This is a genomic window from [Chlorobium] sp. 445 (assembly GCA_002763895.1).
GTDB lineage: Bacteria > Bacteroidota > Chlorobiia > Chlorobiales > Thermochlorobacteraceae > Thermochlorobacter.
On the sequence record NSLH01000007.1, the window covers coordinates 1 to 23,864 of the forward strand.

Sequence of the window (23,864 nt, forward strand, 5' to 3'; positions counted from 1 at the left end):
GACCTTCTACATCGGCTAACGAGCCTACGGCTGGCAATCCTGTGAAGATGATGTTTGCAACTTGTCCGCCAATCACGGTATCGGCGCGCACCGTGCCAGAGACTTCGGCAACTTGCACATCACCGATGGTTCTGGCCTCTGGGCTACCACGTCTGGTAAAGTCAATAAAGACAGGTGAGCCGACAGGGGCGCGCAGGAGCTGACCGCTGGGTGTGCGCAATTGGATCAAGCCGGCGACGCTCGCATTTGCTAGGTAGAAGCGCACATCGCGAGCGATACGCACGACAGCGACGCCAGTGCTGGTATTGGCATCATCGCGCAGTTCGACATCTTGGACGCGGGTTGGCGCAAATCCTGCTGGGGCTACAGCTGCAATTTTGTAGACACCCGCTTGCAGGTTACGGAAGATATAAATCCCATCGGCGTTGGTGGTTGCGGTTTGGTCTCCATCTGGACCGATGAGGCGCAGTGTGACCCCCGAGAGCGGCGCGCCGGTATTGCCATTGCGGACAACACCGTTGATTTCGCCAACGAATTGGCGCCCGCGCGGCACGGGGTTGTTGTTTATCGGCGTTTCTCGGCACCCCGCTAGGACTCCGAAGAGCACGAGGAGCAGAAGAGACGCGATGAATGATGTGTTTGGTCTATTCATGGCTTTCTTCTGGTTTAGCGTTATTTTGAAGGTTGCGTTTGTTTTAAGTTAAGTCTGTGGCACAGAGGCAGGTCGCAACCCATTTTAACTACCCATGTGCCGATTGAAATTCAGTTAGCCGTCACTTAGTACAGCGTTAAGCCAAACTGCAGCGCCGCAAAGAAGCCATTCAGCGAGATGCTTGGGGCTTCGGTATAGGCTCTGGTGAAACCCTGTGTGCGGTCTGTCGTATTGGGATTAACAACATGTGGCGAAAGCGGATTAAGTGTACCGCCGCTGCTTGAGGTGATGTTAATGGAGTTGAGCCAAGCACCGCTATAGCCCAGTTGCAGGCCCACGTCGACATTCTTAATTATCTCGATATTGACGGTTACAGCGGCTTGGATGGTTGCACCCAGAATATCGGCTTGTACGCGGTCACCGACTTGGAACAGCCCGCCATCGGTTACGACAGTGCTAGCGAAGGGGCGGTCAGCCAAGGCTTCCACATTAGCAAAGGTTGAGAGCCCGAAGGAGTATCCACCTTTGACGAGCAAGCCGATGGTCATCGGGAAATCTTGCTTTGCATCTTCTTTGAGGTCAAAGAATTTGTAGCCAAAGCCAGCGGCGATGTTGAAGTAGCGGCTATTTTCGCCGGGCATGCCTTGTGCTTCGACATTCAGAGACAGTCGCTTGTAGCCGCCGAGGTTGGAGACTTCCAGACCCAAGAGCCCACCGAAGCGAATGTTTTCGCTGGTGCCTTTTGAGAGTGGCAAGTTTTAAGCGCTCTTCGGTTATACCAAAGATTCCCCCTGGGAAAGATGTGATATGCGCATCCTTGAACCCAGTGGTAAAGTAGGGCAGGATAGCGGCGCCGCTGTAGATTTTTACCTTGAGTAGCGGTCCCCGCATGCTTGGGTTCTGCGCCGATGCGCTGCCCACACACAGAACCAAGACTGTCAGCGCAAGGTAAAGCGCTTTTAAGGAGAGACGTTTTTGCATGAGCATTGTCGTTTTAGTGTTAATTGAACAAGCAGTACTTCGCTCTACCGCAGAACGATAGCAACGAGGTAGTCAAGCTTCTTCTGAAAAAAGCTGCTGGGAAAGCTCTGATGTGTGCTTTTAGAAACCGTGGCAATGTTCTGGTTTTTTTTCTCGAGTAGAGAGAGCAGCCTGTACGCTGCGTTTTGTACATGTGTAGCATTCGTGTCGTGTTTGCTCTTCCATACTTGGAAGCATCATCTGCTGCGACCGCTACGGCTAAATCTGCAACTCTATCCTCGAGAGACATTGGTTTTTTTAGTTCGCGTACAAACTTTGAGTGCGATATTACGGGATAATTTTGAGAAAACCAAATTCCGCGCTAAATCTTTAAGCTCTCTTGCCAGATTTTTATCACACTCTGTGAGCCATACCACAGTCTGAATGGTGTAGGCAGGTGCTCCACGTCGTGCACTTCGAGGTTGGTTGCGCCGTCCAGCCAGCAGGCTTGCGTAGGCACGACGCCATCGCCCCACACGTCGCCGCATCCTATCGTATTCTTGTAGCATTCAAATGCGGTGCGCTCTGCCAGTGATCCTTTTGGATTGCCAAAACGGGTTTTGCCTGCCACACTCACCACGTTGATGCGTGCAAAGAATTGCTGGTTAAGATGCTGGGCAATGAAGTCAGATTTAATTTTTCCATATTGCTCTACGCTCTGAAAAGGTGAGCCTAGGGTGATAAGTTGCCGAACAGGCACTTCAGGATAGACTTCACCTTGGAAAGGCTTGCCAAGCAAATAAATCATTGCGGCAGTGCCGCCGCCGCTATGTCCGATAATACTAATCGGCTCATTGGGGTAGCGTTTTTGCGCTTCAAGCACGGTCTCGTGCAGCCGCCGCATGACACGCACGGTGGAACGCTCTGGCGAGGGTGGAACGCCAATCCAATCGAGCACGGTTAGCGGCACAATAAAGATTTTCTCTTGTCCAAATGCCTTACCCAGATGCCAGCGCATTTCCTCAAAAATGCCGCCCCACATCGCTGTGCCGGGCATAATGACAATCGGATTTGACATCTTTAGATTGGCTCAGCGGAGTGTTCTACTGGAGTTGCTACCAAAGTTTTTCAAAATCTTTTTTTTCGTAGCTGCGCTCCAAGGTCTTGAACATGGTCTCTCTTGGCGGTGCCTTTAGCCAGAGCGGGTCGGGCTGTGTCAGTCGACGCAAGAGTGCCACGGGCCATAGCACTCCCACATACACCAGCGACAGCAAGAGCCGAGTGTTGATGTATCCAATAGCTTGCGCAAATTTAAACCACACTGCAAGTATGAACCTGCTCAAATTTTCAGAGCCAAGAAAGACTACGCCGAGCCCACAGGCTAAATAAAGCAGCCACATCTTCTGAAAGATGACAAAAAGCACAAGAAACCCGACGACAATTGCAAGTTCCGATTTGGCATCTTGCTTGGCATGAGATGCAGTTTTCATTGCTCCTAGTTTTTAGCTTACTCTCAATTGCTTAGAACAGCGTATAGATAAATGGTGCAATTGCTGTGCCGCCGCCGATGACCACCAGAAGACCAATACACAGTAAGACCACCACAATTGGTGCCAGCCACCACTTTTTGCGCTCTGCTAAAAATTGAAATAAATCTTTGAAAATCTCCATACGCAGGTTTTGTTGTCTTTTGCAGCAAGTTACATCGGCGCCGTTTTGCGCGCAACATTTTCTTTGTGCAGGTTGCATGTTTGTGCGCTGCGCTTTTCTTTCATGTTGCTTCTTTGTTGTTGAGTTATGCTTGGCGCTCGTGAGGTTTTCGCTAATTTTGTCTCAAATTTTGCTTTGGTTAGACACGCATGACCAAAACAGAACTGCTGCGCGCTTTGGCGCGCTTCAAACAGGAGCGCATTCGTGGTCTGTTGATTGAAATTGAGCTTGAAGAGAAAGTCGAGCTTTATGAGACGCTGCGCCAGTTGGTAGCAGAGACCATTGCGGCGCACCGCTCAGCGTTTGTCGACTCGCTAGATTGGGAAGTTGGCGATAGCCGCTTCAAGCCTGATTTTTTGGTGCATCTTTTTCATGATGAATTGCATGACAAGCATTTAGGTGCAGGCGATGTCAGCGATTTGGCGCGCTGGCACACAGAGGCTGAACTGGCTGAATTTCTCGAACTTATGACCACGCTGCTCTGCCGTATCGCTGCGCTTGGCATTGAGGGCATGCGGCTCAACCCTGCACCGACGCCCTGCTCAGAGCGTGCGACATAATTTTTCAACCATGCAGCGTCTCAAGGCGCTGCAGTCAAACATGCATTGCGATGCAAGAACAACACCTGCTTTTAGAAATTGACAAAGAACTTCAACGGCTTTTTCGTGCACTCGATGCGCTGGGCTCTGACGACTTAGAGCTTGACCTTGCCGATGGCAAACTGGTCATTGAGTTTGAGGATGGCACAAAACTTATCATCAATCGTCAGAGCGCAACCAATCAAATTTGGTTAGCCGAACCGCAAGGCGGCTGGCGATTTGATTTCAAAGACCACAAGTGGCTCGACGACAAGCGGGGACTTGAGCTCTCAGCTGTGCTCTCTGAGCTTGTTAGCGCCAAACTTGGTCGGCCTATTTCCTTGACATAATTGCCTTGCCATCGCTACGCCTTACGCTTTGCGACGTCGTGCCATGGGGCATTTTGATTTTGTTGGATGGTAGCTGTTTGCTGAGCTGCAAACATGAGGCTTTGTTATGCATTCCAAGACATTGTCATGGTTAGACACTGCGCTGTCGTCTCACTTTGGACAGCGCATAACGATTTTGAAGTGCACGCATCTTTCTGGCGGCTCAATTCACCATGCTGCAAAAGTTGAGACCAGCGTCGGGACATTTTTTTGTTAAGCATAACACCGTGCAGCATCACGAGAACTTTCTTGCTGAAGCCGATGGTCTGGCTTGTCTGCGTGCCACGCACACCTTTGCTGTGCCTGAAACACTTCTTGTGGGCGCAACGGACCATGAGGCTTTTTTTGGTCTTGCACTATGTTGAGCAAGGTGCAGCATCTTCGGCGTTTTGGGACACCTTCGGTGAGCGTCTTGCGCTTTTGCACCGTCATAGTGCAGCACAATTTGGCTACAAGCAGCATAATTTTATCGGCGCTCTTCCGCAGCAGAATACATGGCATCGGCGTTGGTCAGAATTTTTTATTGAGGAGCGACTTCGTCCCATGCTTAAGCGTGCCCGTCAGGCGTCTTTGCTTTCAGTGCACGAGGTAAAGCGCGTTGAGCGACTTTTTCCTGCGCTTGAGTCGTTTTTCCCTGATGAGCCACCGGCACTCTTGCATGGCGATTTGTGGAGCGGCAATTTTCTGGTCGGTTCTGAGGGCTTGCCGGTGCTCTTCGACCCTGCCGTGTATTTCGGACACCGTGAAGCTGAGATTGCTTTCATGCATCTTTTTGGGGGCTTTAGTGAGCGACTCTTTGAGGTCTATCATGCTGTGTTTCCACTTGTGCCAGAGTGGCGTGCCCGTCTTGAGGTGTTCAATCTTTATCCGCTTCTGGTGCATCTAAATTTGTTTGGTCGTTCTTACTGGTCTGCTATTGAGCGGACACTGCGCCGATTTGCGCCATGACGCCCTGCACAGGTTTGACATTTGTAGCCTGTTGCAATTGCATTATTTTTGCAACACTTAACGTTGAGTGGTATCGAACACTTGCTGTGGAGATGAACCGCAAACCCAAAGGTATTATTTATCCGAAAGCTAACCGCATCAATTTTGTGGAACTGACCCCTTTGCCGCTTGGTCCCAGCGATGTACGTGTGCGCACGCTTGCCACCTCCATCACGCCCGGTGTGGAGCGTTTTGTGCTTACGGGCAAATCCATCACGTCAAAAGAAATCAAGTTTCCTGTGCTTTCGGGCAGTGAATTAGTTGGTGAGGTTGTCGAGATTGGCTCAAATGTGATTGATGTAGAAGTTGGCGATTATGTGTTTGTGCATCGTGTGGACAATTGGCTTGAGCTGACGCCGCTCTTTGGTTGCCAAGCTGAGTATGTCGTTACCAATCAAGCCAATGTGATTCCGATTCGCAGGCAACCCGAAGAAAAAGATATCTTGATTGGCTTAGTCGCCTATGCGATTTCCGCTGTCAAAAAACTTAATCTTGAAGCCATAGAGCGCATCTTGATTGTTGGCTTAGGCTCAGTGGGGTTAATGCTTGCAGAGTATTTGAACTACAAGGGCTTCAGTGCCGTCGATGCCTGTGAGAAATATCAGACGCGTGGGCTGCTGGCAGCGGCAAAAGACATTGCTTTTGATATCTTAGATTTTCCTTCGGATTACCTTGAGCGCTACGATGTGATTATTGAAACGACTGGTCGCCTCTTAATCCTCGAGCAAGCCATGAAATTGCTCAAGCCGCGTGGCACGTTTCTTTTGGTGGGAAACTATGATGAGATGAAACTTGACTATCGGCTCATTCAAGATAAAGAGCCGATTTTCGTTACCTCCATTCGCACCAGTGATGATGATTTTTTTGAAGCTAAGTATTTGCTTTCTGAAGATGCGTTGCCTGTAGAGAAATTTCTTACGCACCGTTTCCCTGTCTCAGAATATGAGCAAGCCTACGATGTAGCTTTGAACCGCGCCGATGCCATCAAAACCGTGCTCGTCTGGTAGGGCAAGGGGACAGGTGCGGCTCTTGGTTTGTGCATGGTTGGGAAGTATATTCGGCTCTCATTTTTGATAACTAATAGCAACTTGTGATGAACTTCAATCGCCTTTTTTCTCTTTCACGCTCGATTTTGCTTGCTGTGCTCACAGTTTTTGCAGCACAGCGCGCTATGGCTCAAGCGCCATCGACTGTGGTTACCACTGCTGTTCCGTTTTTGCTTATTAGTCCCGATTCTCGTGCCGCGGGCATGGGTGACGCCAATGTCGCTATTGCTGACAACGCCAGCGCGGTGTTCTGGAATCCTGCTGGATTAGGCTATCAAAAAGGATTTGATGTCAATCTGACTTACTCAAACTGGCTGCCTGCATTCAACGCCGATCTTTTCTACAATTTTCTTACGGGGAAATACTATGTGCCGGGCTGGGGCACCTTTGGCCTTAGCCTCATTTATCTCAACCTTGGTGAAAGCCGTTTTACAGACGGAGCGGGCAATGACCTGGGCGCATTTCGCAGTTATGAGTTTGCCGTTGGTCTGCACTATGGCGTGCGCGTATTGCCTGAACTTTCGCTGGGCACCTCTATTCGCTACATCAATAGCTCACTTTCGCCTGCTAGTGTGCAAGTCGGCAATGAGCGCAGCGCTGGTCAGGGTAATAGCATCTCGTTTGACCTTGCCACACTCTGGCGTCCGCAATTTGGTGGCTGGCTCAGCGATCGGCTTAGCTTCGGGTTGAATATCTCGAACATCGGTCCAGCCATGACCTATGTTGATGCTGCACAAGCCGACCCCCTGCCGACCAACTTTCGTGCTGGCTTTGCCTTTCGTTTGCTCAACGATGACTACAACAAAATGACCGTTACCGCTGATGTCAGTCGCTTACTGGTGCGCCGCACTGTAGAATTTGAACCACGCGGCGACACGCTGCTGCCACGACTGAAAACCGATGGATTCCTGCAAGCGCTTTTTACTTCTTGGGGCGTCGAAGCTGTGCTTCGCACTTTTACCACCGGCGTCGGCATCGAGTATTGGTATGGCAAACCTTCACTCCTTGCGCTGCGTGCCGGCTATTTCTATGAAGATCAACGCACAGGCGGACGGCAATTCCTAACCTTCGGTGCTGGGTTGCGCTACAACTTCTTAGGAGTTGATTTCAGTTATCTGCAAGCTGTCGAACAAAATCATCCACTGGCAGGGACAGTCAGAATCTCGCTCGTGCTTAACTTTCCGACGCTCGGTCAAGCCTCACGGCAATGATGTTCTTGAGTCTCTCACGGGGCTTGTTGCGCAAGCCCCTTTTTTGTCTCACACTTTGCTTGTCTTTTCTTTTCATGACGATTTCACCTTTGTGTGCTTGTTTTATTTTGCGCGCTCCAAGCCTTCGCACTAAACTTATGCGCACTGGCATTTTTCTTCTTATTCTCTTTTTTAGCTGTCCTCTCTTGCATGCGGGGCTCTATGCGCAAGCCACCTTCAATGTGCTGCATGCCTCACATCGCCTTGTTGCAGAAGGCAGTGACAGACCCTCACGTCTTCAAAACTTAGGTGTTGGCACGTTTCGCATTTTAGCCGTTATGGTAGAATTTCAAGCCGATACCGATTCGCGCACGACAGGCACAGGACAATTCGGGGGCTTGCCCTACCTTGTTGCTGCAGGCGATACGGTCATTGACCCGTTGCCGCATGATCGCGCTTACTTTCAGCGCAAACTTGATTTTCTTAAAAATTATTTTGAGACCTGCAGCGACGGCAAAACACGCATCACTTACACTGTACCTGCACGCATTTACCGTGTCTCAAAAGTGATGTCGGAGTATTCACCGCGCCGAGGCGAAGGCAATGAGCGACTGGCTGAACTCATTCGCGAAGTCTGGACACTTGTCGATGCCCAAAGTCCCGAATTAGATTTCTCGCAGTTCGATTGCTTCATCATTTTTCATGCTGGTGTCGGACGCGACATTGACCTTGTTGCGCTTGGCGGCGCCGACCCCACCCCCTTTGATTTGCCCTCACTGACCTTCAACCTTGGGTCGTTTCGGCGTGTCTTTGGTCCCGCCTTCAACGGCTTTGCCGTACGTGGCGGCGTAAGAATTACCAACACCTCACTTTTGCCTGCTACAGAAACACGCGAGATTGACGCCATCGGCGGACGCGCCTTGCTTGAACTGTCCACAAATGGATTGCTCTGCGCCAGTTTTGCAAGTTTCCTTGGTGTACCTGACCTTTTCAACACCACGAATGGACGCAGCGGTATTGGACGCTTTGGGTTGCTCGATGGCGAAGGCTTCTTCAACTACAACGGTGTCTTGCCGCCTGAACCTTCAGCTTGGGAACGTCTGATTCTGGGCTGGGCACGTCCCGTCGAGGTTCGTGCCTCTGCACAAACCCTGCGACTTTCTGCACAAGGCTTGCACCAAAATTCCGATTCGGTGATTTACCGCGTGCCAATTTCTTCACGCGAGTATTTCCTGCTCGAAAATCGTCAACGCGATGCACGCGCTACAGGCGTTACGCTGACCCTTGTTCAGCGCGGCACACCTACGCTGCTTACTTTCACACGCGATGAAGCCGGCTTTTCTTTCGGCAACATCTCACGCCTTAACGGACAAGTTGTTGCCTGCGATAATTACGAATGGAGCTTGCCTAGCGCCACCGTAAATAATCGCCGCTTCGATGGTGGCGTGTTAATTTGGCGCATCAGCGAAGACCTTATTGCCGAACGGCGCGATTCGAATCGCATTAACGCACTCGAGCCGCGCGCGGTCTTTCTCTTAGAAGCGGATGGATCGCAAGACATCGGACAAAACTACGGCATTCAAGATGCTGGCAGTGGCACACAGTCTGGCGTCGTGTTCGATGCTTTCTTTCAAGGCAATATCGCGCCGTTTTACCGAAACCAAATCGATGACAACACCATCCCTAACACGCGTTCTGCGCGCGGTGCACCTACACAAATTCGTTTCAGTGCCTTTTCACAACCTGCGCCCATCATGACCGCTCAGGTTCAACGCGGCTCTGCATTCTTACAACCCTTGCCTAACTTTCCTATTCAACTCTCTGGAGACTTCGACATGCGTGCCTCTCCCACAGTGCTCGACACGCTCGTTCTTGTTCAAAACACCCGTGGCGACGTTTTCACAACAGCACAGCGGCTTGGTGAGTTTTCGAGTCAGTTGAAACCTGCCGCTAACTCGAGTGTAATTCTCGGAGCGTCCGGCGATTCACTCATAGCCTTCCTTCGCGCTTCTTCACAGACGCTGCTGCGTCGCTTCGGCTCCCGCATCACCACGCTCAGTTTGGAACGCAGTAGTGCCACATCGAGCGCAATTTATCGCATTGGCACAGCCTCGGGGATAGTCTTTCGTGGCACCATTTCTCCTACCGGCATTAGCCTTACGGATTCTTCGCAAATTTCTTCGCGTGCCATCGTCAGTGCTACTGAAACGCTTCACGTGGCTGAAGATCGTGCGCAGTTTGGCGCCACGCGCTGGCTCTTCGGCGATGTTCCTGCTACAGCTGCTGCAGCTACAGGCTTCACGCGTGGCTTAATTGGGGCTGTCGTCTTGCAAGACAAAACGCTCCTGCTGCTGCGTGAAGGCGGTGAGCTTGTGCGTGTGGCTGTGCCATGCAAAAATCCGATTCGAGCCTCACCAGTTTTTGCTGACTTGCAACATCGTGGCGAAGTGGCAACAGTAATTGCTGCTGACGATAAAATTTTTGCTTACAATCCCAGTGGGGTACTGATTACGAACTTTCCGATTCAGCTTTTCTCTGAAAAGCCCCTTGCCTCGAGCCCTATTGTTGCAGACCTTGATGGCGACACATTTGAAGATTTGATCATTCACACGCCTGACGGTCGGCTTGCAGGTTACACTCGCCTCGGTCAAATGCTTTTCACTATAGCAGTGGCAGAAAACACGGAGACCACGCCAAGTGTAGCGCTTGTTTCAAGTCAGACACGTCTTCATCTTTACAGCATTGATCGGGCTGGATTCTTGCAGGGCTTTGAATTGCTGGCGTCGTCGCCTAATGTGGCATGGTTATCGCTTTATGCCGATGCACAGAATCGTAATGTGCTGCAGGTGCAACGCACGCCGAATTGGCAGCAAGTGAGCATTAGCGAATTTTTCCCTGCAAAATTAGCTTACAACTATCCTAATCCTGCGCGCGAGGAAACGCGTTTTCGTTTTTATTTGCGTGAAAATGCACGCGTTACAATTAAAGTCTTTTCTCTCACTGGCGCTAAAGTCTGGGAGCAAACCGTTGAAGGACGTGGCGGCACCGATAATGAAGTTGTCTGGAATCTCTCAAATGTGCAGAGTGGGATTTATTACGGCATCATCACGCCAGAGCAGCGCGAGTCGGAAAGTGTGCGCCTTAAAATTGCGGTCGTCAAGTAGCTTAATTGCAACTTTTTGAGTACAGCTTGCTGTCATTTAGCCACACATAACATTTTGAAGAAATCTGCAGACGCGTTATTTTTGCTCTTTGCAAGTTGATTTTGAAACACGCGGGCAATTAGCTCAGTTGGTTAGAGCGTTCGCTTCACACGCGAAAGGTCACTAGTTCGAATCTAGTATTGCCCACAGTGCCTCTGCACTGCGGCGGCACCAGCCGAAAGCAAGCGCAGGCAATTGTTATTGCTGAAAGCCTGCGACATCTTTGGTACCCTGTGGCAAAACGTCTCACTCTCTCTGACTTAGATACACTGCTTCGCTCCAAGCACACAGCGCCCATTTACTTTTTCTATGGCGAAGAAGAGTTTCTTATTGAAGAAGTACTGCGTGCCCTTAAGTCTCTCTTGTTCAAAGATGAAGTGGAGCAAGCCGCTAACACCGTAACGCTCTATGGTGCTGAGACCACTCTGGGCGCAATTGTCTCGGCAGCCTCAGAGTACTCTATGTTTGCAGAACGGCGGCTGGTGATAGTCAAGCAATTTGACAAAGTCCGAAAAGAGTCTTCAAAAGAAAAACAAGCTGCACACCTTGCAGAATTTGAGCAGTATCTGAGACATCCTCTCAGCACGACAACCCTTGTACTTGCGGCAGGTGCATTGGAAAAACAAGACCTGAAAAAAGAGCCATTTGTGTGGTTAGAAACAGTTAGTTACGAATGTGTGCCGCTCAAATCTGAGGCTGAGTTTGCAGAGCGCTATGCTGCACGTTTAGGCTGGCGCCTGACGCCCGATGCCCTGCGCAATCTTGAGATCTTCGTAGGCAATTCTGCACGCGAACTTAGCAACGAAATTCAAAAACTCATCAGCTATGCCGGCACACGCGCCGACAAAACCATTACAGGACAAGATGTCTTAGATGCTGTTGCTGTACTGAGAGAATATGATGTTTTCGCCCTTCAGAAAGCGGTTGCTGAGCGCAATCTGCGCCAAGCCTCTGGCATTGCCCTGAAAATTCTTGAGCGGGAAGGTAGTCTTGCGCCTATTGTGAATTACTTCACGCTTTTTTTACGCGCCTCTGGAAACTCAAAACGCCTGCTGCACTGCGCATGAGCGATCAAGATGCGGCAAAAGAACTTGGACTGTTCGGCGCACAGGTCTACTTTCTCAAAGAATACCGGCGTCACGCTGAAGTCTTTTCACAGCGCGATATTGAACGCGCCCTGCTTGCTCTGCACCGCGCCGATTTATCACTCAAAGGTATTTTGCCCAAACAAGATGAACCGTTGCTTGTTTTGCACTTAATCCAACAACTTGTCTCATAAAGCCTTTATATTGCAACGTTGTGATCTTGTATCGCAAAAAGATTAAAAACCTGATTTCAGATCATGCAGCAAGCTATTATTCGCAAAATTCTCTGCCCAGTGGATTTTTCGCTGCAGTCGCAATCGGTGGTAGAGCACGCTACGAAAGTGGCTGAAGTTTTCAATTCTTCTATCATTGTGCTGAATGTTGTGGACGATCTTGCACCGGAATATGCCCCTTATCGCAAGAGCAACGCCGATGTGCAAACGCTGCGCCGTACCTTAGAGCAGGATTCTCAAAATCGCATGAAACTGCACATTCAGCCCAAGTTGCGAAATACCCAAAATGTTACCACGCTCACGGCTTTTGGCAAACCTACTGACATGATTGCACGCGTTGGCAAAGAGCAACATGTCGGACTGATTATGATGGCGACGCGCAGCATGGGCATTACCAATCAGTTCATTTTAGGCAGCACCACATACCGCGTTATCCGTACAGCACCATGCCCGCTGATGGTCTTTTCACGACCTGAACAAAAATTCCGTCCGATTCGCCTGCTCTTCCCGACAGATTTTTCTGAACTCTCGCAGCAAGCCTTACCTTACTTGATGAAGTTTGCCAAAGAATATGACTCCGATGTGCATGTCGTGCACTATCGCTCCACTCAAACCTCAATGATACGCGACCCAAAAACAGAAATGGATGCCGTCAAACGTCTTTTCACTTTGAATGGCATTAAACGCCTCTTCATCAATGATGACATCAAGGGAGTTTCTCCAGGCAATGCTATCTTGAAGTATAGCAAAGAAAACGCCATTGACTTGACGGTTATCTCCGCACACGGCGCAGGTGGATTCAAACAGTTTTTTTTGGGCTCGACTGCCGTTGAAGTCTCAAGCCGCAGTGAGAACCCCGTCTTGGTGGTGCGCAAAATTGATTGGTTGCTCTGATATCTCGCTGCATGCTTGTGTGCGTTGATTTTAACCCCTCGACTGATTTTACCTGATATTTGCAAATGACTGAAAAAAATTTAGATTGATACAATGCTTTCGAGCTTGCAAGATATACTGCGTTCTGCGTTCCACTATGGCACAGACACTATCAACAAACGCAGCAATATGATGTGCACCGCTGCAAAACCGATGCGATAATTCAGCGATGCCAAACGGATCTTTCTTTCGGAAAAAATCCATTCAGCAAATTCAGAGCGATATAGCACACGGTTTTGGTGATGGTGAAAAAACTCACACGCTTGTCAAAACGCTCAGCGTCTTTGATCTCACGATGCTGGGCATTGCTGCCGTTGTTGGTGCCGGTATCTTCTCGACTATCGGTAATGCGGCTTATTCAGGCGGACCTGCAGTGTCGTTGCTCTTTGTCTTTACCGCAATTGCCTGCGGTTTCTCCGTGCTCTGCTATGCAGAATTTGCTTCGCTTATTCCTGTCTCTGGCTCAGCCTATACCTACGCCTATGCCTCATTTGGCGAACTCTTTGCCTGGATTATCGGCTGGGGCTTAATTATGGAGTATGCTGTCGGCAATATCGTCGTTGCAATTTCTTGGAGCGACTACTTCACAGCACTTCTGGCTGGTTACGGCATCCACTTTCCTGACTATCTCTCTATGGACTACTTCACGGCGTCGCAAGCTGCAGCGACAATTGAAGCAGAACTGGCACGTGGCACAACGCTCGAGAGCCTTTCACAGAACTTGGACTTTGCCACTACGCTTGATGCCTACCGAACTTGGCTCAATGCTCCTGTCATCGCGGGCTTTCGTTTGATATGCGATTTGCCTGCCTTCCTCATCAATGCGTTGATTACCGCTATCGTCTACATCGGTATCAAAGAATCACGCACCACCACAAACCTAATGGTGATTCTAAAAGTCGGGGTCGTCTTGCTAGTTATTATTTTGGGCGCATTCTATGTCAAACCGAGCAACTGGACACCTTTTGCACCGAATGGTTTGTCAGGCGTGATGCAAGGTGTCTCGGCTGTGTTTTTTGCCTACATCGGCTTCGATGCCATCTCCACAACTGCCGAAGAATGCAAAGACGCACAGCGCGATTTGCCACGCGGCATGATGTATTCACTACTGATTTGCACGCTGCTCTACATTGCTGTTGCACTCGTGCTCACGGGCATGAGCCACTACAAACTGCTCAATGTGGGCGACCCACTGGCGTTTGTCTTCGGACCCGAAGGTGCTAACTTGCAATGGATTTCAGGCATTATTGCATTGAGTGCTGTCATTGCAATGGCATCCGTGATGCTCGTCTTTCAACTTGGGCAACCACGCATCTGGATGGCAATGAGCCGTGATGGGCTCTTGCCTAAACGCTTTGCCACCATTCACCCGCGCTTCAAAACACCCGGCTTCTCAACGCTTGTTACTGGACTTATTGTTGGCATTCCATCACTGTTTGCAAACATGACCGTCGTAACTGACCTGACCAGCATTGGGACACTCTTTGCATTCTTGCTTGTCTCTGGCGGTATCATGGTACTGGAAAAATCTGAGCCGCTAGCCGAACGTAAGTTCAAAATCCCGTTTGTCAATGGCAAGTATCTCGTGCCGCTGATTGTGCTGTTTATTTGGTCCAGCGTTATCGTACTGAACCCTGAGGGCGTTCAAGCCTTTTTCACCTTGTCCTCCAGCAGTGAATCCCTTTGGGCACAAGTTGCGCATCGTATCCCTATGACAACCTATTTCATTGGCACTGTGGTCTTAGCTTATTTTTGCTTCAAACGTGAGTTCTCGCTGATTCCAGCACTCGCTGTGCTGTCGGTTGGCTACCTGATGACCGAACTCGGCGCTGCAAACTGGATGCGCTTTGGGGTCTGGGTCGCATTAGGGCTTGGCATTTATTTTCTTTATGGCTACCGTAAAAGCAAATTGAATCACGCGACGCATTAACAAACCTTATCACCTTTCTCATTATGTTTTTCTGTACCATTTGCACGGCATAAACTCCGCGATTCTCTAACATATTATGTTTGATAAACTTGAGCAACTGACTGAGCGATACAAAGAAATTGAAGCCCAGCTGGCACTGCCCGAAACTGTGGCTAATCAAGACCTTTTTCGAAAACTCAGTAAAGAGTATCGCTCGCTGGGTGAAGTCGTCAAAGCCTATTCGGAATACAAGCGCGCCAAATCGGATTTTGCTGCGGCAAAGGACATGCTTTATTCGGAAAAAGACCCCGATATGCATGCGCTTGCACAGCAAGAGTATGACACACTTGCGCAACAACTCCCGATGCTTGAAGCAAAACTCAAACTGCTACTTCTGCCGAAAGATGAAGCCGATTCGCGCAACGCAATTGTCGAAATTCGCGCAGGTACAGGTGGCGATGAAGCAGCACTCTTTGCCGCTGACCTTTTCCGAATGTATCAACGCTACGCTGAGCGCAAAGGCTGGTTGCTTCAAGTGCTTGACTACAACGACACTGGTGGCATGGGCGGCTTCAAAGAAATTATCTTTAGCCTCACTGGCGAAGATGTCTATGGCACTATGAAATTCGAAAGCGGCGTGCATCGCGTGCAGCGTGTACCTGAGACAGAATCGCAGGGTCGTGTCCATACTTCAGCCGCATCCGTTGCCGTGCTGCCTGAAGCTGAAGAGGTCGATGTCGAGATTCGCAAGGAAGATTTAGAGATTACTACGTATCGCAGCGGCGGCAAGGGCGGACAAAATGTCAATAAAGTTGAAACCGCCGTGCGCATTCGGCATATTCCGACAGGCGTTGTCGTGGCTTGTCAAGAAGAACGCTCACAATTGCAAAATCGCGAGCGCGCAATGAAAATGCTACGCTCTAAACTCTACGATGCCAAACTGCAAGAACAGCAACAACAGCGCACCGATATGCGTCGCTCTATGGTTGGCAGCGGCGACCGCAGCGACAAAATCCGCACCTATAATTTCCCGCAAAACCGCGTTACTGACCACCGCTTAGAAGGTGATGTCAAAAATTGGCCACTCCAAGAAATCCTTGATGGCAATTTAGAGGGCTTAATCGAGGCCTTGAAAGTACAAGACCAAGCTGAACGTCTCAAAGCTCAGACCAGCTTGTAACAACTTAACAAAAGGCACTAACGCGCTACACTTAGCTTTCGTTCACTTCTGTGGTGCTACGCAAAGCTACAACGAAGGTTGCCCCATACCCCTGCCGCTCTTCATACCAGATTTTTGCGTGCATCGCCTCAATAAGCGTTTTGCAAATCCAAAGTCCATAGCCTGTGGTACTCTCACCACCTGTTGGTTTGATAGAAAGTTTTGCACGCTTCTGAAACAGCCTATGGCGATCTTCTTCCTTAACTCCCGGACCTTCATCAGCAACCTCAATGTGAATCCACTTATCATGTTTGCTCAGCCGTATCCAAATCGTTTTGCCCAACGGCGAAAACTTAATTGCATTCGAGATAAGATTTTCCAAAACCTGCATCACTGCAATTCTATCTCCCAATACTTTAGGTACTTCTTTACTTGCTTCTACCACCAATTGCTGACCTTTTGCTGCCGCTTGCATGCGAAGTGCGTCTACAACCGTTTCAATCACAGTTGTAAGACCAATCGGCTCGAGACAGAGCGTCATTGACATAATTTGAGTCGATCTATGACTCTGCAACATTGTGTCGGAGATATCTTTCATCCTAAGCACACTCCGCTTAATGTTCGTCACCCGTTTCTCCACCTCTTCTTGCGAGAGTTTATCTTGGTTTTTAATCAGCACTTCAGCTGTAAGCAAAATTGCAGACAGTGGGTTCTTGAGGTCGTGGGCTAACATTTCCATTAGCTCAAGCTGCTCCTGTCTTGCATACATTAAGTCTCGCATGGTTTGCTCGCGCAAGAGCGCATAGGCTAATGCAGCGGCAAGACGCTGCAGCATTTCCTTATCCATCGTGTTCCATTCATGTGCATTCTTGCAATCATCAAGACCTAAAAAGCCTAAGAAGCGTTGCTCTGCAATGACTGGGGCAAGCAATATCGATTGGATATTTTGCGCAGACATAAAAAACCTCTCTTCGCTTGCAAAGCTGTTTTGTGTGCCATAGACAAGTCCATTGTGCATCAAGGTTACTGTCCAGTGTGGTACATAGCTGTGCGGCAAAGCTTGCAGAAGCGTTATATCTGTTCGTGGCGAGAGTGATGGTTCGCAAGACTCAGCAACGAGCGCATAGACTTGGATTGTATCGTGCAACTGAGAACTAAAAAAGTACGCACGGCTTGCTCCTGTAGCTTGACGAATATCAGAGAGCATAGCATCATAGAATGCGGACAACTCTTTGGCTTGCAGCAGACCATGCTGGATCTTGATGATCGTCTCAAGGTAGTCTACCTGTCTAACGGAAGGTATGATAGCGCTCATTGCTTACCTCATTTGTGATGCATTAGCTAAGATAGTGCAGGTTGAACTTAGGGATTCATCCTATGTAAAACTAAGTGGAGGTGATACAGATTTCCAAAGGGGCTGTTCTTACTTCACTTCAAGCAGCAACTGATTCCACAACGATGGACAGGCAAAGTCTTTATGCGCCTCTTTTATTTACTTAAGAACGATGGATGTAATTCAGTTCTCAGTTTTTGCTGTGGCGTTTAGGTCTCAATTACTTTGGTCTTAAAACCTACGACATCGTTGCCGATTCTGCCGACGGCATATACATCAATTTCAACTGTGCCCACGCGATAGACTTGCAGGCCTTTCAGATGTGTTTTCATAAGGTCAGCAAATTGGCGGAATTTTGGGACCTGTGCTTTTTGCACATCGTCGTGCCAGTCTTTTTCTTCAGCCAAGTTTTGAAAGAGATAATCTAAGTCAACGCTCTCGACAGGAGTATCTTCTGCGTACCCGCCACGTTGTAACACTTCGTCCATGGTTGGCATGGCATCGTTCCACTGAAAAATTTCAAAGGGATAGTCTGATTCGCTCGGCATCAGTAAATCTTTTGAGACTTCTCTGAGTTGCTCGACAAGTTCTTGGGTGTTCATTGGTAACTGTGGTTTTGAGAGTTTTTGCATCGTATCACGCAGTTTGTAGTAGAGCTCGCGCATATCGTTGCTAATCACTTTTGTATCTGCGAGCACAGGCATAAAGTTTGTGTCGCCATGCCAGCGTGGCACGACATGAAAATGAATATGCGAATCCACACTGCCGCCTGCAACGCTACCTAAATTCAGCCCGACGTTAAAGCCATGCGGGGAGAGTATCTCGGTCAGCGCTTTCATGGAAAGATCAATCAGGTTCATAATTTCAAGTCGGGTCTCGCTATCGAGGTCGGAGAAGTTTGGCGTTTGTTTGTAGGGGATAATCATCAGATGCCCGGCGTTGTAGGGATACAGGTTCATGATGATAAAACTGGTTTTTCCGCGATAGACCACCATACGCATTTCATCTTCTTCGGGTGGAATATCAGCGAAAATGGACTTGCTATCGGTTTTTCGCGTATTCTCCTTGAAGGATTCCATATATTTGGAGCGCCAGGGCGAAAATAACTGTTCCATTGTGGTTGTTATCGTCGTGGGTCTTGAATAGATGCGCGCTGTAACCCACTTACATGCAACGGGTTGAGCGCGGTTAAACTTGGTGGAGATGGCGGGACTCGAACCCGCGTCCAGAGCAGCGTCAAAATCGGCTCCCACACTCATCTTCAATGTTTAGGCATTCGCAACAAGCGACCGCATTGACACGGTTCATGTTGCTATCTCAACTTGGTAGTCGCAGGCGCCGTTGAGAAAAACGCCTACGACGCCTACGGCGCGAGCAATGCTCAAGCGCAGGGTTATGACATTTGCAAGTCTCCGTGTAGGCGCTTCAACTTGCAAACGTGGCGTGACTAATTAACTTGTGCTAATTAGGCAGCCATTGCGTAAGAATAATCTTCCGCATTTACTGTTGCACAGACTTCTTTAACGAGTCCGTCCGTGCGGAAACTCGGAGTGCAACCGCTTTCTCCGCATGCCCTGTCGAAACCTGTCATCCCCGATTTCAAAGAGCAAGGCTGAGAATATAACAAACACTCACATTTCTGGCGAGTCTTTATATGGGAAGACGCAGGGAAAAGTTGCAGTAGCACCACCGCAAGCGCACTCAACAGAACAGACAAAATGCACAGATGAGCATGCATCGTTTGCTAGCCGTCTCTGGGTCGTAGCCATTCACTAGCAATTCCTATCTGCAATATGATATTACGACGTGGTCAGCGCAAGCGTATAGTAGTTATGCTTACCTTCTGTATGCAGCACAATCACGCCGGCTCGCACCAGTGAAATCAAGATACGTGCTGCACGACGGTTTGAGATATTGACCAGTTTGCTGTATTCATGCAGTGTAATGCGGTGGTAAGCTGTAAGGTAACGCAAGAGTGTGCGTTCATTGTCGCTATATGAAATGCGAATGGGTCGTTTCTCGGCTTGCATCAACTGCACCATCTCTCGTGTTGCTGCAACATTTTGACTGCCCTGCCGCAGATAGACTTTTCGATCTTGAATTTTCTTGAGTGTTTTTGGGTCTCGTACTTCCGAGAGATGATAGTGCGGTTTTTGGTCACTGGCTTCAACGATCACAGCCAAGACATCACGCCCTCTATACTCCAAGACTTCAATTTCAAACGATACCGTTGGGCTGATATGGCGTGTTGCGGCTTCGTGTAGAATCTCAAAAGTTTCTTTTTCGCTCTCTATGCCCACGATGCGTTTGTCGTCATCGACACCGATGAGAATAATCCCACCCGAAGTATTTGCAAATGCGCAGATGGATTTAGCAATTTTTTCTGGAGAATGTACCAGACGCTTGAATTCCGTATGAGCGTCTTCACCAGTTTCAATCAGTTGGAGCAATTCTAATTCTTCTCGCATCGGTCATAGAGTTTGGGAATTACGCGCAAGACCTGTACAGACGCACGAGCATCAAAAAAAACAGTCTCGCGCTTCAAGACTCTGCTTATCAAAGAACGGAAGAAAAGGCTTGCCTGTTTTGTAGCCTCTCATTTTTTCTTTTTGCCAGTTGCTGCTTTTGCTGTGGGTTTATCGACTTTTTTAGCCAGCACCTTGATGGTAACAAGACCCGTAACTTTCGGGTCATATTCTGCGCGCAAACGACTTGCTGCAATGCCTTTACTTTTGAGATAGTTCACAATCGCTTTGGAGCGGTTGAGACCGATGCGTCGGCGTGCATCCTCCTCACGCTTCTTGAAGTCTCGGTCTTTTTCATTTTTTCGTTGCTCTAGCTTTACATCGTCTGCATAAGCATAAATGCCAACGGTTGTACCTTTCTCTGCTTGCAAGAGTTCTATGACAATGTCCAATCCACCGACATTACTGGGCATTTTATCAGAGCCTTTCGCAAAAGGCACATCAACACTGCGCGAGTCGCCAACATTTCTCAGTTCTGCTGCCGCATCACTGAATGTGGTTTTGACAGGCAACGGGATTTCTGCTTTGGGCTTCCCTGTTGCAGAAAAATTCGCAAAGATGTAGTTGATGGCTTTGGCTTCTTGGTCAGTAAGAGAATTCAGCGGGTGCTCAACCAGCAGATTATACTGCAGTTCCCCAGCCTTGAAAAAGGCCAGGTTATATTGCTTTCCTCGGAACTCGTAGCGACCAAAATAATTTTGCGTTGTGTTTGTGCGCGCTGTATTGAGTTCGGCGGTCATTGCCCAATCTTCTCTGGGCAGCTGATTTTTACCAAATGCAATAGCTTCTTGCACCTGCGCCCAGATATTGACTGAATCAAATGTTGGGCGTGCCACAGAGATAATGACGGAGATTTTATCGTTGCCGTAGTAATTGACGAGATTTTTGTAGCGTCGTTGTGACGCTAGCCACGCTTTCGGTATCACATAGCGGCAGCCGAGCGTATCATCTTGCACAATTTCCATGGCTAGACCGCCGTCAGTAATTTGCCCAAGCCGAATTAGCCGCACGGGGTTAATGCGCTCGTCGGTGGTAACGGCAACATAATCCAGTTCCTCAACCTTCGAGGTATCTCGGAGTTGAGACACATCAATTTTGGAAGTATCAGGAGCAGCAGCAGTTGTATCGACTTTTAGCTCATCTGTCTTTGCGGCTTCTTGAGCCCCTCCGCAGCCGTAAAACGAGATAGCCCATATCGTCAAGAGGATAAGTAAATACTTAGGCATTTGTTGGAGTTAGTCTGGATTTTTTGCCTAACTGCGCCCAAAATACACAAAAGCTTGAAAAGGAAAAAATAAGGTACAAAATAACACGATGTTCAAAAAAATTTGTTTGGAAATAATTGCCTGACCGATGCCAAAAGTGTAATTTTTACAATCTAACTGTTTCGTTTAAAAACCACAACACACCATGCATACAGAATATCACAAGTGGTTCAGTCCGCATTTGCAGCGCGATATGGAACTGCTCATCTTTGGACATGCTGGCGCGCCCGTTCTCGTTTTCCCAACCTCTTACTCTCGATTTTATGAATGGAAAGATTTTCAGATGATTGACACGCTTACCGACAAAATTGATGCAGGCTACCTGCAATTTTATTGCATTGATAGCTGCAGCACGGAGAGTTGGTATAACACCCAGGCACATCCCAACTGGCGCATGAAGCGACATAATCAATGGGAAAGTTATGTGATGCACGAAGTCTATCCGCTCATGCGCCACAAAAACCCCAATACTTTTACCATTCTGACTGGCACAAGTTTTGGTGCATTCTTAGCGATGCTCTTTGCCCTCAAACATCCGTGGTATGCTAACAAAGTTGTCGCTATGTCGGGTGGATACTCCACCAAGTCGTTCTTCGACGGCTATTACGATGAAGATGTCTATTTCAACTCGCCGTTGGATTTTGTGCCAAACTTACACGACCACAACGAACTTGAACGCCTGCGCCAAATTGACTACAAACTGATTACCAGCACTCGGGACATTCCAACCTGCTACCACACGACGCGCGAACTTTCAACGAAACTTTGGGACAAAGGCATCTGGAATCAATGCGATGTGTGGGAAGATGCAGAACACGATTGGCCTGCATGGCGTCGCATGGCTCGTGTCTATCTTTGAGACTTCTGATGATTGTGCAATATACTAAGCAACATACCTTGACAGTGTTCGCACGATAGCTGTCTCTCCATTAGTACATCAGGCACGGTGATTTAAGTTGGAGCAAGTTCTCATGCTACTTACTTTTCAGCAGATGAGTCCTTGCTCCTCTATTTTGCTCGCCCTTGCCGATTTCAGCCTTATGAGACTTGCTAGCTTGGTCAGTATGTTGGCATGGATTTATCGATTTCTGCTGCCCACGCATTGATGCCACCGACCAAATTTTTCAGTCGCGTAAATCCATATTGCTTCATTATCTCAATAGCTTGTGCTGAGCGTCCGCCCATTTTGCAATACACAATCACTTCTTGGTCTTTTGGGACTTCATGCAAGCGGTTTGGCAGTTCAGGCAATGGAATGAGCATCGAGCCATTTAGCCGAGAGATTTGGTATTCATTTGGGTTGCGTACATCCAAAATGAACAGTTTTTCTCCTCTATCTAAACGTGCTTTCAGTTCATGCACGGTAATTTCATCTGGACGGCTTGACAGGGTTGTGCCCTTTTGCGCAGCGCTTACGTGTTCAGTGCGATCATGGGCTGGCATGCCGCAGAACTGCTCATAATCAATAAGCGTGGTCACGGTAGGATGGTCGGAGCAGACCACGCAGTCTGGATTCTTGCGCAGTTTGAGTTCGCGGAATTTCATTTTGAGAGCATCGAAGAGCAAGAGCCGATTTAGCATCGGTTCGCCAATGCCGGTAATCAGTTTGATGGTTTCAATTGCTTGCAATGTCCCAATCACGCCGGGCAAGACTCCTAACACCCCGCCTTCCGCGCAACTTGGTACGAGCCCAGGGGTCGGCGGTTCTGGATACAGGCATCGGTAGCAAGCCCCTTTGGGGAGTCGTCCATCAGTGGCTTCATGGCTATTTGCCCAGAACACGCTGAGCTGACCTTCAAAGCGAAAGATGCTGCCATAGACATTTGGTTTGCCCAGAAGCACGCATGCATCATTGACAAGATAGCGCGTTGGGAAATTATCTGTGCCATCGACAATCACATCATAGTCCTTGAAAATCTCTAAGGCATTGGCGGACGTGAGTGGCGTGTCGTAAAGTGTTACTTCCACGTGTGGGTTCAGGCGCTGAATGGTCTCTTTAGCAGAGAGCGTTTTTGGTTTGCCGACATCTGGTGTGCCATGCAGCAATTGGCGCTGTAAGTTTGAAAAATCAACGGTGTCGTAATCGACAATACCCAGCCGTCCAATGCCAGCAGCAGCAAGATACATGGCAAATGGCGAGCCTAAACCGCCTGCACCAACCATGAGCACGCTTGCACGTTTCAATTTCTTCTGTCCTTCCACACCAAACTCTGGAATGATAAGATGACGTGCATAGCGTTTAATTTCATCGTTCGAAAGTTCAACACTGCTTTCTACTTCCATTTCGCCAATCATTGCACCACCTGCAATAGACGGCACAATGATTAGCTCATCGCCATCGGAAATCGCTGTCTGCAAGTTTTGCAAACTGCGAATGTCCTCATCACCTTTGTAGATGTTGATGAAAGAGCGCAGCGCGCCATCTTCGGTATAAAGATTTTTTTTCAGCGCAGGATAGCGGGCGCTCAATTGCTCCAATGCCTCTTTGACATTTGACGCTGAAACTTCGACGGTATCATGTCCTTCAGCATACTGGCGCAAAGCCGTTGGAATAATGACTTTTGTTGGCATAATCCAAGTTGAAAGTTTGATGATTGAAAAAAAACTCTTACATCATTGCTGCGTTGCATGTCTCTCTTCGTTCTAAGCACACAATTTGTCCCAAGCCCCAAAAATAAAGAAGGTCTGCACACTCATGCAGACCCTC

Annotated in this window: 22 protein-coding genes, 1 tRNA gene and 1 other RNA gene; 14 read left to right on the forward strand and 10 right to left on the reverse strand. The window is 48.7% G+C overall.

Annotation, left to right across the window (positions count from 1 at the left end; genetic code table 11):
• From CMR00_04115 to CMR00_04130, 4 genes are all read right to left on the reverse strand, one after another.
• Window positions 1–553: hypothetical protein (locus CMR00_04115; protein PIO48491.1), on the reverse strand; the 553-nt coding region annotated here is incomplete at its 3' end.
• 224 nt (window positions 554–777) lie between these two features.
• A complete protein-coding gene (locus tag CMR00_04120) occupies window positions 778–1,407 on the reverse strand; it encodes a hypothetical protein (GenBank protein ID PIO48492.1) in 630 nt (209 codons plus the stop codon).
• A gap of 587 nt (window positions 1,408–1,994) precedes the next feature.
• Window positions 1,995–2,690 carry a lipase gene (locus CMR00_04125; protein PIO48493.1) on the reverse strand — a complete coding sequence of 232 codons (696 nt, stop codon included), beginning with the start codon at window positions 2,688–2,690 and terminating at the stop codon, window positions 1,995–1,997.
• A gap of 37 nt (window positions 2,691–2,727) precedes the next feature.
• Window positions 2,728–3,102 (reverse strand): hypothetical protein, encoded by a 375-nt coding sequence (locus CMR00_04130; protein ID PIO48494.1) that lies wholly within the window; start codon window positions 3,100–3,102, stop codon window positions 2,728–2,730.
• A 369-nt stretch (window positions 3,103–3,471) separates the two neighbouring features.
• Between CMR00_04130 and CMR00_04135 the strand changes: the two genes are divergently transcribed.
• The 13 genes from CMR00_04135 (at window position 3,472) to CMR00_04195 (ending at window position 16,055) form a co-directional block, all read left to right on the forward strand.
• A complete protein-coding gene (locus CMR00_04135; GenBank protein PIO48495.1) occupies window positions 3,472–3,882 on the forward strand; it encodes a hypothetical protein in 411 nt (136 codons plus the stop codon).
• A 50-nt stretch (window positions 3,883–3,932) separates the two neighbouring features.
• Window positions 3,933–4,250, forward strand: coding sequence for an iron donor protein CyaY (gene cyaY / locus CMR00_04140; protein PIO48496.1), 318 nt, complete (start codon window positions 3,933–3,935; stop codon window positions 4,248–4,250).
• Window positions 4,251–4,462: 212 nt separating this feature from the next.
• Window positions 4,463–4,654 carry a hypothetical protein gene (locus tag CMR00_04145; GenBank protein ID PIO48497.1) on the forward strand — a complete coding sequence of 64 codons (192 nt, stop codon included), beginning with the start codon at window positions 4,463–4,465 and terminating at the stop codon, window positions 4,652–4,654.
• A complete protein-coding gene (locus CMR00_04150) occupies window positions 4,551–5,237 on the forward strand; it encodes a hypothetical protein (GenBank protein PIO48498.1) in 687 nt (228 codons plus the stop codon). The genes CMR00_04145 and CMR00_04150 overlap by 104 nt, the downstream gene beginning before the upstream one ends.
• A gap of 92 nt (window positions 5,238–5,329) precedes the next feature.
• Entirely contained in the window at window positions 5,330–6,283 is a 954-nt protein-coding gene (locus tag CMR00_04155; GenBank protein ID PIO48569.1) for an alcohol dehydrogenase, read from the forward strand.
• Window positions 6,284–6,369: 86 nt separating this feature from the next.
• Window positions 6,370–7,533: a hypothetical protein gene (locus tag CMR00_04160; GenBank protein ID PIO48499.1), complete on the forward strand. Its 1,164-nt coding sequence runs from the start codon at window positions 6,370–6,372 to the stop codon at window positions 7,531–7,533.
• Complete coding sequence (locus CMR00_04165) at window positions 7,533–10,676, forward strand: hypothetical protein (GenBank protein ID PIO48500.1); 3,144 nt, start codon at window positions 7,533–7,535, stop codon at window positions 10,674–10,676. Before CMR00_04160 ends, CMR00_04165 begins: the two co-directional genes overlap by 1 nt.
• A gap of 112 nt (window positions 10,677–10,788) precedes the next feature.
• Window positions 10,789–10,862 (forward strand) — tRNA-Val (locus CMR00_04170).
• Window positions 10,856–11,782 (forward strand): DNA polymerase III subunit delta, encoded by a 927-nt coding sequence (gene holA / locus CMR00_04175; protein ID PIO48501.1) that lies wholly within the window; start codon window positions 10,856–10,858, stop codon window positions 11,780–11,782. The genes CMR00_04170 and holA overlap by 7 nt, the downstream gene beginning before the upstream one ends.
• Entirely contained in the window at window positions 11,779–11,994 is a 216-nt protein-coding gene (locus CMR00_04180; GenBank protein ID PIO48502.1) for a hypothetical protein, read from the forward strand. Before holA ends, CMR00_04180 begins: the two co-directional genes overlap by 4 nt.
• A 63-nt stretch (window positions 11,995–12,057) precedes the next feature.
• The gene (locus CMR00_04185; GenBank protein PIO48503.1) at window positions 12,058–12,927 is read left to right on the forward strand and encodes a hypothetical protein; all 870 of its coding nucleotides are present in this window, start codon (window positions 12,058–12,060) and stop codon (window positions 12,925–12,927) included.
• 208 nt (window positions 12,928–13,135) lie between these two features.
• Complete coding sequence (locus tag CMR00_04190) at window positions 13,136–14,896, forward strand: amino acid transporter (GenBank protein ID PIO48504.1); 1,761 nt, start codon at window positions 13,136–13,138, stop codon at window positions 14,894–14,896.
• A 76-nt stretch (window positions 14,897–14,972) separates the two neighbouring features.
• Window positions 14,973–16,055 (forward strand): peptide chain release factor 1, encoded by a 1,083-nt coding sequence (locus tag CMR00_04195; protein ID PIO48505.1) that lies wholly within the window; start codon window positions 14,973–14,975, stop codon window positions 16,053–16,055.
• 31 nt (window positions 16,056–16,086) lie between these two features.
• On the opposite strand, the gene CMR00_04200 is transcribed toward CMR00_04195, so the two are convergent.
• The 5 genes from CMR00_04200 to CMR00_04220 all read right to left on the reverse strand — a co-directional run bounded on the left by CMR00_04200 (window position 16,087) and on the right by CMR00_04220 (window position 21,118).
• Window positions 16,087–17,349, reverse strand: a complete 1,263-nt coding sequence (locus CMR00_04200) for a hypothetical protein (GenBank protein PIO48506.1) — start codon at window positions 17,347–17,349, stop codon at window positions 16,087–16,089.
• A gap of 227 nt (window positions 17,350–17,576) precedes the next feature.
• The gene (locus tag CMR00_04205; GenBank protein PIO48507.1) at window positions 17,577–18,482 is read right to left on the reverse strand and encodes a hypothetical protein; all 906 of its coding nucleotides are present in this window, start codon (window positions 18,480–18,482) and stop codon (window positions 17,577–17,579) included.
• 80 nt (window positions 18,483–18,562) lie between these two features.
• Window positions 18,563–18,962, reverse strand: a transfer-messenger RNA (tmRNA) gene (gene ssrA / locus CMR00_04210).
• A 204-nt stretch (window positions 18,963–19,166) separates the two neighbouring features.
• The gene (locus CMR00_04215) at window positions 19,167–19,835 is read right to left on the reverse strand and encodes a transcriptional regulator (GenBank protein ID PIO48508.1); all 669 of its coding nucleotides are present in this window, start codon (window positions 19,833–19,835) and stop codon (window positions 19,167–19,169) included.
• Between the two features lie 128 nt (window positions 19,836–19,963).
• A complete protein-coding gene (locus CMR00_04220; GenBank protein ID PIO48509.1) occupies window positions 19,964–21,118 on the reverse strand; it encodes a hypothetical protein in 1,155 nt (384 codons plus the stop codon).
• Between the two features lie 184 nt (window positions 21,119–21,302).
• Here CMR00_04220 and CMR00_04225 point away from each other — a divergent pair, with 184 nt between their 5' ends.
• The gene (locus tag CMR00_04225; GenBank protein PIO48510.1) at window positions 21,303–22,016 is read left to right on the forward strand and encodes an esterase; all 714 of its coding nucleotides are present in this window, start codon (window positions 21,303–21,305) and stop codon (window positions 22,014–22,016) included.
• Window positions 22,017–22,216: 200 nt separating this feature from the next.
• Here CMR00_04225 and CMR00_04230 read toward each other — a convergent pair whose 3' ends face one another.
• Complete coding sequence (locus CMR00_04230; protein PIO48511.1) at window positions 22,217–23,728, reverse strand: molybdenum cofactor biosynthesis protein MoeB; 1,512 nt, start codon at window positions 23,726–23,728, stop codon at window positions 22,217–22,219.
• Window positions 23,729–23,864: the final 136 nt, after the last annotated feature.

Coding starts and splice junctions, on each gene's coding strand:
- CMR00_04125 (PIO48493.1), bottom strand. CDS start 2,690: ATGTCAAATCCGATTGTCATTATGCCCGGCACAGCGATGTGGGGCGGC.
- CMR00_04130 (PIO48494.1), bottom strand. CDS start 3,102: ATGAAAACTGCATCTCATGCCAAGCAAGATGCCAAATCGGAACTTGCA.
- CMR00_04135 (PIO48495.1), top strand. CDS start 3,472: ATGACCAAAACAGAACTGCTGCGCGCTTTGGCGCGCTTCAAACAGGAG.
- cyaY (PIO48496.1), top strand. CDS start 3,933: ATGCAAGAACAACACCTGCTTTTAGAAATTGACAAAGAACTTCAACGG.
- CMR00_04145 (PIO48497.1), top strand. CDS start 4,463: ATGCTGCAAAAGTTGAGACCAGCGTCGGGACATTTTTTTGTTAAGCAT.
- CMR00_04150 (PIO48498.1), top strand. CDS start 4,551: ATGGTCTGGCTTGTCTGCGTGCCACGCACACCTTTGCTGTGCCTGAAA.
- CMR00_04155 (PIO48569.1), top strand. CDS start 5,330: ATGAACCGCAAACCCAAAGGTATTATTTATCCGAAAGCTAACCGCATC.
- CMR00_04160 (PIO48499.1), top strand. CDS start 6,370: ATGAACTTCAATCGCCTTTTTTCTCTTTCACGCTCGATTTTGCTTGCT.
- CMR00_04165 (PIO48500.1), top strand. CDS start 7,533: ATGTTCTTGAGTCTCTCACGGGGCTTGTTGCGCAAGCCCCTTTTTTGT.
- CMR00_04180 (PIO48502.1), top strand. CDS start 11,779: ATGAGCGATCAAGATGCGGCAAAAGAACTTGGACTGTTCGGCGCACAG.
- CMR00_04185 (PIO48503.1), top strand. CDS start 12,058: ATGCAGCAAGCTATTATTCGCAAAATTCTCTGCCCAGTGGATTTTTCG.
- CMR00_04190 (PIO48504.1), top strand. CDS start 13,136: ATGCCAAACGGATCTTTCTTTCGGAAAAAATCCATTCAGCAAATTCAG.
- CMR00_04195 (PIO48505.1), top strand. CDS start 14,973: ATGTTTGATAAACTTGAGCAACTGACTGAGCGATACAAAGAAATTGAA.
- CMR00_04200 (PIO48506.1), bottom strand. CDS start 17,349: ATGAGCGCTATCATACCTTCCGTTAGACAGGTAGACTACCTTGAGACG.
- CMR00_04205 (PIO48507.1), bottom strand. CDS start 18,482: ATGGAACAGTTATTTTCGCCCTGGCGCTCCAAATATATGGAATCCTTC.
- CMR00_04215 (PIO48508.1), bottom strand. CDS start 19,835: ATGCGAGAAGAATTAGAATTGCTCCAACTGATTGAAACTGGTGAAGAC.
- CMR00_04220 (PIO48509.1), bottom strand. CDS start 21,118: ATGCCTAAGTATTTACTTATCCTCTTGACGATATGGGCTATCTCGTTT.
- CMR00_04225 (PIO48510.1), top strand. CDS start 21,303: ATGCATACAGAATATCACAAGTGGTTCAGTCCGCATTTGCAGCGCGAT.
- CMR00_04230 (PIO48511.1), bottom strand. CDS start 23,728: ATGCCAACAAAAGTCATTATTCCAACGGCTTTGCGCCAGTATGCTGAA.